At 69.0% G+C, this 11,035-nt stretch carries 13 protein-coding genes; 6 read left to right on the forward strand and 7 right to left on the reverse strand.

Annotated features, from left to right (window positions below; all coding sequences use genetic code 11):
• Positions 1-47: 47 nt before the first annotated feature.
• On the reverse strand, positions 48-2,276 hold the full coding sequence (katG, locus tag ABZX37_RS19905) for a catalase/peroxidase HPI (RefSeq protein ID WP_354741446.1): 2,229 nt from the start codon (positions 2,274-2,276) through the stop codon (positions 48-50).
• 29 nt (positions 2,277-2,305) lie between these two features.
• The gene (locus ABZX37_RS19910; protein ID WP_354741448.1) at positions 2,306-2,737 is read right to left on the reverse strand and encodes a Fur family transcriptional regulator; all 432 of its coding nucleotides are present in this window, start codon (positions 2,735-2,737) and stop codon (positions 2,306-2,308) included.
• Between the two features lie 147 nt (positions 2,738-2,884).
• Here ABZX37_RS19910 and ABZX37_RS19915 point away from each other — a divergent pair, with 147 nt between their 5' ends.
• Complete coding sequence (locus tag ABZX37_RS19915; RefSeq protein ID WP_354741450.1) at positions 2,885-3,715, forward strand: SAM-dependent methyltransferase; 831 nt, start codon at positions 2,885-2,887, stop codon at positions 3,713-3,715.
• Between the two features lie 63 nt (positions 3,716-3,778).
• Here the strand turns inward: ABZX37_RS19915 and ABZX37_RS19920 are convergent, their stop codons facing one another.
• On the reverse strand, positions 3,779-4,468 hold the full coding sequence (locus ABZX37_RS19920; protein WP_354741452.1) for a TetR/AcrR family transcriptional regulator: 690 nt from the start codon (positions 4,466-4,468) through the stop codon (positions 3,779-3,781).
• A gap of 236 nt (positions 4,469-4,704) precedes the next feature.
• Between ABZX37_RS19920 and ABZX37_RS19925 the strand changes: the two genes are divergently transcribed.
• Positions 4,705-4,941 (forward strand): hypothetical protein, encoded by a 237-nt coding sequence (locus ABZX37_RS19925; RefSeq protein WP_344266772.1) that lies wholly within the window; start codon positions 4,705-4,707, stop codon positions 4,939-4,941.
• Positions 4,938-5,078, forward strand: coding sequence for a hypothetical protein (locus tag ABZX37_RS19930; protein ID WP_344266769.1), 141 nt, complete (start codon positions 4,938-4,940; stop codon positions 5,076-5,078). Before ABZX37_RS19925 ends, ABZX37_RS19930 begins: the two co-directional genes overlap by 4 nt.
• Before the next feature lie 240 nt (positions 5,079-5,318).
• Here the strand turns inward: ABZX37_RS19930 and ABZX37_RS19935 are convergent, their stop codons facing one another.
• A complete protein-coding gene (locus tag ABZX37_RS19935; RefSeq protein ID WP_354741454.1) occupies positions 5,319-5,972 on the reverse strand; it encodes a response regulator transcription factor in 654 nt (217 codons plus the stop codon).
• Positions 5,960-7,207, reverse strand: coding sequence for a sensor domain-containing protein (locus ABZX37_RS19940; RefSeq protein ID WP_354741456.1), 1,248 nt, complete (start codon positions 7,205-7,207; stop codon positions 5,960-5,962). Before ABZX37_RS19940 ends, ABZX37_RS19935 begins: the two co-directional genes overlap by 13 nt.
• Before the next feature lie 146 nt (positions 7,208-7,353).
• Here ABZX37_RS19940 and ABZX37_RS19945 point away from each other — a divergent pair, with 146 nt between their 5' ends.
• Both ABZX37_RS19945 and ABZX37_RS19950 read left to right on the forward strand, forming a co-directional pair.
• The gene (locus ABZX37_RS19945) at positions 7,354-7,536 is read left to right on the forward strand and encodes a hypothetical protein (RefSeq protein WP_354741458.1); all 183 of its coding nucleotides are present in this window, start codon (positions 7,354-7,356) and stop codon (positions 7,534-7,536) included.
• Between the two features lie 25 nt (positions 7,537-7,561).
• Positions 7,562-8,434, forward strand: coding sequence for a type II CAAX endopeptidase family protein (locus ABZX37_RS19950; protein WP_354741460.1), 873 nt, complete (start codon positions 7,562-7,564; stop codon positions 8,432-8,434).
• Here ABZX37_RS19950 and ABZX37_RS19955 read toward each other — a convergent pair.
• Together ABZX37_RS19955 and ABZX37_RS19960 are read right to left on the reverse strand one after the other, a co-directional pair.
• The gene (locus tag ABZX37_RS19955; RefSeq protein ID WP_354741462.1) at positions 8,428-9,222 is read right to left on the reverse strand and encodes an SDR family oxidoreductase; all 795 of its coding nucleotides are present in this window, start codon (positions 9,220-9,222) and stop codon (positions 8,428-8,430) included. The two genes, ABZX37_RS19950 and ABZX37_RS19955, sit on opposite strands and share 7 nt — an antisense overlap.
• Before the next feature lie 18 nt (positions 9,223-9,240).
• Complete coding sequence (locus ABZX37_RS19960) at positions 9,241-9,978, reverse strand: LysR family substrate-binding domain-containing protein (RefSeq protein WP_354741464.1); 738 nt, start codon at positions 9,976-9,978, stop codon at positions 9,241-9,243.
• A gap of 44 nt (positions 9,979-10,022) precedes the next feature.
• Between ABZX37_RS19960 and ABZX37_RS19965 the strand changes: the two genes are divergently transcribed.
• Positions 10,023-10,397 carry a DUF5997 family protein gene (locus ABZX37_RS19965; RefSeq protein ID WP_344266748.1) on the forward strand — a complete coding sequence of 125 codons (375 nt, stop codon included), beginning with the start codon at positions 10,023-10,025 and terminating at the stop codon, positions 10,395-10,397.
• Positions 10,398-11,035 lie beyond the last annotated feature (638 nt).

The raw sequence follows: 11,035 nt of genomic DNA on the forward strand, positions 1-11,035 counted from the left end.
CGGGAATTCCCGCAAGGAGCCCTTTTCCGATCAGCCGATCAGGAAACTCAGACCAGGTCGTACCGGTCGTTGTTCATGACCTTGTGCCACGCGGCGACGAAGTCGCGGACGAACTTCTCCTTGGCGTCGTCGCTGCCGTAAACCTCGGCGACGGCGCGCAGTTCGGAGTTCGAGCCGAACACCAGGTCGTTGCGGGTGCCGGTCCACTTGACCTCGCCGGTGGCGAGATCGCGGGCCTCGAAGGACTCCGCGTGCGAGCCCTCGCCGTCGGCCGGCTTCCACTCGGCGCCCATGTCGAGCAGGTTGACGAAGAAGTCGTTCGTCAGCGTGCCCGGCCGGTCGGTGAGCACACCGGCAGCCGAGTTCTGGTAGTTCGCGCCCAGCACGCGCAGGCCGCCGACCAGCACGGTCAGCTCCGGCGCGCTCAGGTTGAGCAGGTTCGCCTTGTCGACCAGCAGGTACTCCGACGGCAGCGGGTTGGCCTTGCCGCGGTAGTTGCGGAACCCGTCGGCCTTCGGCTCGAGCGGCGCGAACGAGTCCGCGTCGGTCTGCTCCTGCGTCGCGTCGGCGCGGCCCGGCGTGAACGGAACGGTGACGTCGACGCCGCCGTCCTTCGCCGCCTTCTCGACACCAGCCGCGCCGGCCAGCACGATCAGGTCGGCGAGCGAGATCTTCTTGCCGCCGGTCTGCGCGCTGTTGAACGCTTCCTGGACGCCCTCGAGCGTGCGAAGCACCTGAGCCAGCTCGTCGGGCTCGTTGACCTCCCAGCCGCGCTGCGGCTCGAGGCGGATGCGGGCGCCGTTCGCGCCGCCGCGCTTGTCGCTGTGGCGGTAGGTCGAAGCCGACGCCCACGCGGTGGACACCAGCTGCGCGACCGACAGGCCCGACTCGAGCAGCTTCGCCTTCAGGTCCGCGACGTCCGCGTCGTTGACCAGCTCGTGGTCGACGGCCGGAATCGGGTCCTGCCAGATCAGCTCCTCCTGCGGCACCAGCGGGCCGAGGTAGCGCTGGATCGGGCCCATGTCGCGGTGGGTGAGCTTGTACCAGGCGCGGGCGAAGGCGTCCGCGAACTGGTCCGGGTTCTCGTAGAACCGGCGCGAAATGGGCTCGTAGACCGGGTCGAAACGCAGCGCCAGGTCCGAGGTCAGCATGCTCGGCGCGCGGTTGAGCTCACCGCTCTCCGGGTCCGGCACGGTGCCCTGCGCGGCGTTGTTCTTCGGCTTCCACTGGTGCGCGCCCGCGGGGCTCTTGGTCAGTTCCCACTCGTAGGTGAACAGGTTGTGGAAGAACCAGTTGCTCCACCGCGTCGGGGTCGGGGTCCAGGTGACCTCGAGCCCGCTGCCGATCTGGTCGCGGCCCTTGCCGCTGCCGAAGCTGTTCTTCCAGCCGAGGCCCATCTGCTCGATCGGGGCGGCCTCGGGCACCGCGCCGACGTTCGCGTCCGCGTCGCCCGCGCCGTGCGTCTTGCCGAAGGTGTGGCCGCCGGCGATGAGGGCGACGGTCTCCTCGTCGTTCATCGCCATCCGGGCGAACGTCTCGCGGATGTCGCGCGCCGAGGCGATCGGGTCCGGGTTGCCGTTCGGGCCTTCCGGGTTCACGTAGATGAGGCCCATCTGGACCGCGGCGAGCGGGTTGTCCAGCTCGCGGTCGCCCTTGTAGCGCTCGTCGCCGAGCCAGGTGCGCTCCGGGCCCCAGTAGATGTCCTCGTCCGGCTCCCACACGTCGGCGCGGCCGCCGGCGAAGCCGAAGGTCTTGAAGCCCATGGTCTCGAGCGCGCGGTTGCCCGCGAAGACCATCAGGTCGGCCCACGAGATCTGCTTGCCGTACTTCTTCTTGACCGGCCACAGCAGCCGGCGCGCCTTGTCGAGGCCGACGTTGTCCGGCCAGCTGTTCAGCGGCGCGAACCGCTGCTGGCCGCCGCCCGCCCCGCCGCGGCCGTCGTCGATCCGGTAGGTGCCGGCGCTGTGCCAGGCCATCCGGATGAACAGCGGGCCGTAGTTGCCGAAGTCGGCGGGCCAGAATTCCTGCGACGTGGTGAGCAGCGCGTCGACGTCGCGGGTCAGCGCGTCGAGGTCGAGGCTCTTGAACGCCTTGGCGTAGTCGAAATCCCCGCCCATCGGGTCCGCCGCGGGGGCGTGCTTCCGGAGGATCTTCAGGTTGAGCTGGTTCGGCCACCAGTCACGGTTCGCGGCACCCTCGGAGGGGTACCCCATGCGGCCGGTGACCGGGCATCCCGCCGTGCGGTCGTCGGCAACGGAATCAAGCGATTCGGACAACAGAAATCCTTCCGGGAATCATGTCTTGCTCAGGAACTCGGCACAGCGGAACAAGCGGGGCAGCGCCCCCAGTAGACGACCTCGGCTTCTTCGACGACGAAACCGTGCGTCTGCGAAGCGGTCAGGCAGGGAGCCTCGCCGACCGCGCAGTCGACGTCCTCGATGGCACCGCACGAACGGCACACGACGTGGTGGTGGTTGTCCCCTACCCGGGCCTCGTACCGCGCGACCGAACCGGGCGGCTGGATGCGCCGCAGCAGCCCCGCCTCGGTCAGTGCGCGCAGCACGTCGTAGACGGCCTGGTGGGAAACCTCGCCGAGATCCGCGCGCACCATGCCGATGACGGATTCGGTGTCCGCGTGCGCGTTGGCGTGCACCGCGGAGAGCACGGCCACCCGAGGGCGCGTGATCCGCAACTGCACTCCGCGCAGCAGCTGCTCGAAGTCCGTGGTCGTCGGCATGCCCCGGAGTCTGCCGGATTTTCTGGAATGAATCAAGAATCTGTCACCCACTCCGGTTGTCCTCCTCCTGGCGGTCGCTTGACAGCGCCGGAGGGCTACTGTGAGTAGGCCAAAGAGACGCCCGACACATCCGAGGTGACGCCAGAAATGACCGAGGCCGTCGAATCGCCCAGTTCGCATCCGGTCGGGGTCGACATCACGCGAGCGAGCATCGCCCGGGTGTACGACGCCGCGCTGAACGGCACGAACAACTACGAGATCGACCGCAGGGTGCTCGACCAGGTGCGGACGGTGGCCCCGGAGGTCAACGACCTCGCCTGGGCCAACCGCAACTTCCTCATCCGGGCCTGCCGGTTCCTCGCCACCCAGGGCAGGGTCACCCAATACCTCGACTGCGGTTCCGGGCTGCCCACCGCGGAGAACACGCACCAGGTCGTGCAGCGGATCATCCCGGACGCCCGCGTGCTGTACGTGGACAACGACCCGGTGGTCCTCGCGCACGGGCGCGCGCTGCTCGAAGAGAACGAGAACACCCGGTTCGTCGAGGCGGACATCTTCAAGCCCGAGCAGATCCTGCAGAACGAGACGGCGCGCGAGTTCCTCGACTGGACGAAGCCGATCGCGTTGCTGCACAACGGAACCCTGCACCACTACCTCGGCGACGACTACGAGGAGATGATGCGGACCTACGTCGACGCGCTGCCGTCCGGGTCGTTCGTGGTGGTCGCGCACTTCCTCGACCCGAAGACCGAGGCGCACAGCGCGATCGCCCGGCGGATGGAGGAGAAGTTCACGCACAGCCCGATGGGCAGCGGCCTCTTCCGCACGTGGGACGAGATCGGGCGGATGTTCGGCGGCACCGAACTGGTCGACCCGGGCCTGGTCCTGTGCGAGGACTGGTGGCCGGACGGCCCGCGGTACCAGCCGCTGAACCAGGTCCAGGAGTGCATCGCGGGCGGGGTCGGCCGGAAGGCCTGACGCTTCTCGCTTGACTGTCCGTGAAGGGCCCCTTGAAGGAATCTGATTCCTTCAAGGGGCCCTTCACGGGCGTTCGACGATGCGGAAATCCAGCTCGGACAACGGCGAATCCGGGTTGAGCGCCACGCCGACCGTGCGCAGGGTGTCGTCGAGGATCGACCAGACCCAGCGGGCGAGCAGCTGGCGCAGATCGTCGCGGTCGATGCCGCGCGGGGCCTCGAGCCAGTGCGCGGTGCTGGATTCGACCAGCCCGACCAGTCCGTAGGCGATGGTCTCGCCGACCCGCTGGTCCGCGCCGAACAGGCCGAGGTAGTACTCGAACAGCACGGTCAGCTGCCGGGCGATCGCGGTCTTGACGTCCGCGACGACGTCGCGCGGCCCGGTCACCGACTGGCGCATCAGATATTGGTAAAGCTCGCGGTGTTCGGAAAGCCATTCGATATGCGCGCCGATCGTCGCGTGCACCATGTCGCGCGGGGTTCCGGAAACTCCCCACAGCGGCGAGAATTGCGCGCCGAGCATTTCCGCCGCGCGCAACGCGATAGCGCGCTGCAGATCCGCGGTGTCGGCGAAATGCTTGTAAATGCGCGTGCGAGCGACACCGGCCTCGTCGGCGATCTGCTCGGTGGACACCTCCGGCCCGTATCGGGCGATCGCGCGCATCCCGGCTTCCACGAATTCCCGGCGCCGGCGTTCCCGCTGCCCTGCCCACCGGGTGGCCCGCCCGTCGGACGGAGTGCCTGAGGACGTCATCCGCGCGAGTGTATCGCCGGGTCACATACTGGATACGGCGCTGTACCTGTTACTTTGGGTATAGAGGGATGACTGTCAGTGGTCGGCGATGCCTCGATGTAGCAGTCGCTTTCACAGCGGCAGTTGCTTCGATGTGACCCAGATCATGGACCGGGAATGCGTCATCGGCACGCGGGGAGCGAGTCGCGTCGATGAAGCGAGCGTCGCCCACAAGGGTGGCGTGCAGGGAGGAACACATGGACGGCGAACAGCACCGGCCCGAACTGTCCACCGGTCACCGGGTCACCTACCTGGTCGGCCAGCGCACCGGCAGGCGGCAGCTGTGCAGGCGCGGGGTGGTCACCGGAGCCCCGGTCACCGACGACGCGACGGCGGTCACCTGGGTCCCGGTCCAGGTCGACGGCCAGGCGAGAGACGCGAACCCGCAGTGGATCGCGGCCGACGCGATCATCGACGTGGTGAGCGCATCATGAGCGGCGAGCAGGCCGTGGCCACCCCGATCTTCGACGGCGTGGTCGCCGAGGCCGGGCTGGACTGGTCCGAAGAGGACGTTCCGGCCGGCGGCAAGGGCGGGACGGACGAGGCCAAGAAGGCGGGCTCCGGCAAGTAACCGCCGTTCCCCAGCTCCGCACCGGCTCTCCGGCGCGGTACTCGCGCGCGCCCGCATCCCGGCGGGAGGGCGCGATGCGGCCACTTCGGTGTCACCGGTTCGCGCGTTCGATACTGCACTCGTCCGGGTGAACTGCGCGACGCCGATTGCCGGTGAATGCGGGCCATTTCGCCGTCCGCCGGTCGATCCATGCCGCGCATCGCCAGATACTCACAAATTCGTCCAGCGTTACGCAAAAGATCAACGGCGTGCTTCGTCCAAATACCGCAGCACCGCCGTAACCCGCCGATCCGCGCTGTCGTCCGGAGCCAAATCCAGTTTCGCGAAAATGCTGCGGATGTGTTTGTGCACCGCGCCGTCGGTCACCACTAACCGTTCCGCGATCGCGCCGTTTCCCAAACCCTGCGCCATCAGCGCCAGCACATCCCGTTCCCGCGGACTGAGCCGTTCCAATCCGGAATCCGCGCGCGTCCGGGTCAGCAATTGCGCCACCACTTCCGGATCGATCGCCGTTCCGCCGTCGGCGACCCGGTTCAGCGCTTCCATGAACTCGTCAACCCGGCCGACGCGTTCCTTCAGCAGATACCCGAGCCGCGCGCTGCCGCCGCCCAGCAGGTCGGTCGCGAAGGCCTGCTCGACATATGCCGACAGCACCAGCACCGCGAGCCCCGGCCGTCGGCGACGGGCTTCGACGGCCGCGACGATGCCCTCGTCGGTGTGCGTCGGCGGCATCCGGACGTCCACGACCGCGGTATCCGGCTCGTATTTGTCCACCGCGGCAAGGAAATCGGCCGGGTTGTCCGTGGTCGCGACGACGTCGAGGCCCTCCGCGCGCAACAGCAGCGCGAGGCCTTCACGCAGCAACGGGTCGTCCTCGGCGATCACAATCCGCATGGCAGGCTCACAGTCAGAGTGGTCGGTCCGCCGGCGGGGCTCGCCAGCGCGAAAGTTCCGTCGAGCGCCTCGATCCGGCGGCGCATCCCGCCGAGTCCCGAGCCGCCGGTTTCCGCGGCGCCGCCGCGGCCGTCGTCGGTAATGCGGAGGTGCAGCACGTCGTCCTGCCGACGCAACACGACCTCGACGCTGCGGGCACCGCTGTGCTTGGCGACGTTCGTGAGCGCCTCGGCGACCACGAAATACACCGACGCCTCCACCGAAACGGCGTACCGGCCAGGCAGGTCGGCGTCGATCGTGCACGGCACCGGGCAGTCCGCGGCGAGCGCGGTCAACGCGTCGGCGAGGCTCCGGTCGGCCAGCACAGGCGGCAGGATGCTGCGCACCACCGCGCGCAATTCGGCGAGCGCGGTCTCGGTGGCGTCCTGCGCGCGGCCGAGGATTTCGTCGACGTCCGCCGAACCCCGGGCGGCTGCCCGGCGAGCCGCGCCGACCAGGACGTTCACCGCGACCAGTCGGTTCTGCGTGCCGTCGTGGAGCGCCCGCTCGATGCGGCGCAACTCAGTGGAATGCGCGTCGAGCGCGGCGGCACGGGTCGCGGTGAGGTGGGCGATCCGCAGCGTGACGTCCGCGTCCGAACCCGCTGGCAACAGCCGTCGGCCGGGCAGCGCCTGCAGCCGCGCCATCGCGGGCAGCAGCGCGACCGAAAGGAACGCCCATGCGACGCCGAGCAGCGACACCGGAAGCGCCTCCGCCAGGCTGTGCACCGGCCAGCCGAGCGAGGCCGTCGCGTCGTCCGGCGGGAGCAGGTACCAGTAGAGCGGGAAAAGCCCGTCTCGCGCGGTGTTGAGCACGATCGTCAGCGCGATGAAGCCGAGCAGGAGACCCGCGAGGCCATGCACCGCGACCCACAGCACTTCGCGCTGCACCGTCCGGTCGCGCAACGCCGCGCCAAGCCGCTCGGGGCCTGGGCCGGGACTGATGACGTCCGGCTTCATCGCGGTGAGCCGGATCCGCTCCCGATCGGCGACCGCGTGCACGACGCTCAGCATCGGCCGCGCCAGCAACAAGCCGACGCCCACGAGACACAGCAGCGCGACCGTGACCACGCCGAGCAGTACCAGCAACGCCAGCACCGAGGTACCGATCCCGCCGACGAGGTGTTCCAACGCGTCGAGAGCAGCCCGGACCCGCACAGCCCACGAACGCGGCCGAGGTTCCCCTGCGGTTGCCATCGCACCTCCTAGCGCCTCACGCGCCGAACCCTAGCCGAGAAATCCGCGCTGACGCTGCGGTGCGGCGCGAAAGTACAGCCTGCTGTACCTAGATCCTCCCGCTCACGGGATCGTCGTGGCGAGCCCCGATTCGTAGCGTTCCCGGCATGACGAAAACACCCGCCCGACAAGGCACCCGGCCACTGCTGTGGGGCGTGCTGGTACTCAGCGCCGCAGCCAACGCCCTCACCTCAGCACTCGGGGTCAATCTCCTGCTGAGCACCATTTTCGGCGTCGTCACCCTCGCCGCGGGGATCGCACTCATCGCGAACTACCGCTCCCGCCGCTGAACCATCCACAAAGGACTCGCCCGCCATGACCGCACTACGCGCCCTCGTCGCACGCCACCCCGTCACCACCTTCTTCACCCTCGCCATCACACTCAGCTGGCTCGCGTGGATCCCTTACGTGCTCTCGGACAACGGCCTCGGCATCGTCCACTTCGGATTCCCGCCAGTGCTCGGCACGACGCAAATACTCGGCATGCTCCCCGGCGCTTACCTGGGCCCGATCTTCGCGGCATTCCTCGTCACCGCACTCGCCGAAGGCCGTCCGGGGCTGCGCGCGTGGGTCGGCCGATTGCTGCGCTGGCGAGTGAACTGGCGATGGTACGCACTCGCCCTTCTCGCGGTCCCGGTCGTGCTGACGCTCTCCAGCCTGCCCTTCGCCGGACCATTCCGGATCCCCGCCGCGTCGCTGATCCTGGTGTGGGCATTGGGTTTCGTCCTTCAGGTGATCACCACCGGCCTCGCCGAAGAACCCGGCTGGCGCGATTTCGCCCTGCCGCACTTGCAGCCGAAGCACGGCCCGTTGCGCGGCACGCTGATCCTCGGTCCGCTGTGGGGCGTCTGGCATCTGCCGTTGTTCTTCACCGAATGGGGCCATTGGCCGAACGTGACGGTCTGGTCGGTGCTGGAGTTCGTCGCGACCGCCATCGCGATCAGCTTCGTGATGACCTGGGTGTTCAACCGCAGCGGCGAAAGCCTGCCGATCGCGCTGCTGCTGCACGCCGGGATCAACAACTACCTGTCCGTCGCATGGGGCGAGCTGTTCCCCAGCGCGGACCCGAAAATCGCCGAACACCTGCTGTTCGCCGCCTTCGCCGCGGCCGCGCTGATCGTGGTCGCCGCGACCAAGGGCCGTCTCGGCTATCCCCACCCGGCGCGGGAACTCCAGGCTGTTCAGTAATAAATCTGCCCGGGGACGCCGCCGCCGACCGCGATGGCGTCCCCGTTGATCGCGACGCTGCGCGGAGACGCCAGGAACGCCACGACGTCCGCCACCTCGGCCGCCGTCACCAACCGCCCGATGCTCACCCCGGCGGCGAGGCTTTTCTCCAGCTCCGCCACCGAAATCCCCCGCATCGCGGCGATCTCGGCGAACTTCTCCGGCGTCCGCTCGGTCACCGTGTAGCCCGGATGCACGACCGTCGCGGTGATGCCCTGCGGCCCCAGCTCGTCGGCGAGATTCTTGGTCATCGCCGCGACCGCGACGTTGCGGATCGAACCGAACGTCGAGGCGGCGATCCGCGCGTTGAGCCCGCTGACGTTCACGATCCGGCCCCAGCCGCGCTCCCGCATCCCCGGCGCGAGCGCGCGGGCGCACCGCAGGTAGCCGAGCACCTTGGTCTCGATCTCGGTGCGCAGGTCGTCGTCGCGCAGGTCGTCGAGCGGCGTCCGGACCCCGCTCGACGCCGGAGCCGCGCAGTTGACCAGGATGTCCGCCGCGCCGAACTCCGCCGAGACCCGCTCCGCCATCGCCGCGACCGCAGCGTCGTCGGTGGTGTCGGCGACCACCGAGATGACCTTCGTGCCGTGCCTGCCGACGCTTTCCACCGCCGCCGCAAGCGTTTCCGGATCCCGGGCGACGAGCGCGAGGTCCGCTCCCTCCGCCGCGAGCACCTCGGCGACCGCCAGCCCAATCCCGCGGTTAGCGCCCGTGACGACCGCGCATTTGCCCTTCAACCCGAGATCCACAGCTTCTCCCCTAAAGCGTTAACGACGCCGACGAGGCTTGCCGCGCCCGCCGGGCTTGGGCGCAGTCCGCCGACGAGCCGGTTCGCGCTGCTGCTGCGGCTTCTTCTTCGCCGGTGCCGCCTTGCCCGTCTTGGCCTGCGTTTCCTGCTGCCCGCGGGTGCTGTTCACCGTGCGCCCGCGGACGATGCCGATGAACTGTTCCACCAGGTCGCCGGTCTCGCCCTCCGGCCAGGACAACGCGACGCGCGACTGCACCGCGTCGTCGACCGGCCGGTACGTGAGGTCACGACGATGGTGCAGCCGAGCGAGCGACTGCGGCACCAGCAGCACGCCGACCCCCGCCGCCACCAGCTCGATCGCGTCCGCCGTCGTCTCCGGCCGCTCGAGCGCGGGCTTGCCGGGCAGCTCGTCCCAACCGAGCGAATCGTCGAGCGGATGCAGCACGAGCTCGTCCGCGAGGTCCGCAATGGACACCTCGTCAGCCGCCGCGACCAGGTGATCCTTGGGAACGATGACCACCGTGGACTCGGTGTAGAGCGGGATCGCGTGCAGTCCTTCGCGGTCGTCGGACAACCGCAGCAACGCCGCGTCCGCCCGCCCCTCGCGGACCACGCCCGCGGCCTCGGCGGCAGTGACCGCGACCAGGTCAAGCGGCACTTCGGGATTGCGTTCGCCCCAGATCCGGACCCACTTCGCGGGGGTCGCACCCGGAACGTAGGCGAGCCGGAACGCCGAGGCCTGGTCGGCTTCTGTCACGTGGCAAGGCTACCGGCGCGGGGCTGCCGGTTACGCTGGTGGGCATGACGGCGCAGAAGACCCCCCAGACCATGAAGCCGGCGACGGCAGCGAAGAAGCTGGGCGTCTACCTCGAAGCCACCCCCGCAGAGTTCCGCGCGGGCGCCGTCTCGCGCGACGAGCTGAACGCCCTGCAGACGGACCCGCCGGAATGGCTGCGCGACCTCCGCCGCAACGGCCCGCACCCGCGCCCGGTCGTCGCGGCGAAACTGGGAGTCTCCATCGGCGGCCTGGCCCGAGGCGGCGTCACCGAGGCCCTGACGACGGACCAAATCGAGGCCCTGAAGTCCGACAACCCCACCTGGCTGCAACACGAACGCGAAACCCAGGCCGAGGTCCGCCGCGAAGCAGCCCGCCTGAACGCGGAAAAGCCCGAGTAACGTCCACTTCGGACCTTGCTTGCGCACGGAAGTCCGTGAGGGGAACCCTCACGGACTCTGATTCCCTCAGGGTTCCCCTCACGACCACGCGCGCCGCTGACGGACTCCCCCACCAACGCGGATTCCCTCAAGAGGCCCTTCACGGACCGCCGACGGTCAGCGATGGGGCTTTTTCACATACGCAGCTCACCTCAAGAAGCCCTTCGCACCAGGCGATGGTCCGTGAGGGGCCCCTTCACGGACTCTGAGTCCCTCAGGGTTCCCCTCACAGCCAGCGATGTGCCGTGAGGGGCCCCTTCACGTACTTAGATTCCCTCAAAGGGCCCTTCACGGACCGCCCGCCGCCGCGATGCCCCCAATGTGGCGTTCGGTGCATCCCACGCACCCAATGTGGCGTTCGGTGCGCCAGATGCACCCAATGTGGCGTTGGTTGCGTCGCATGCACCCAATGCCACATTGGGGCGCTACCTCCAGCCGCGAACCCAATGCGACCAGCCGCCCAACCCGCGCGCACCACCCACCCAACCGCCGCCGATGCACCCAACGATCGAGGCACCCAGCCCCTCCCCCGCACCCCGATACGAAGCCTCCCTGCGGTTCGGGGGTGCTTGTCAAGGCATCTTTCCCGCCTTGACAAG

Source organism: Amycolatopsis sp. NPDC004079 (assembly GCF_040610415.1).
Classification (GTDB): Bacteria; Actinomycetota; Actinomycetes; order Mycobacteriales; family Pseudonocardiaceae; genus Amycolatopsis; species Amycolatopsis halotolerans.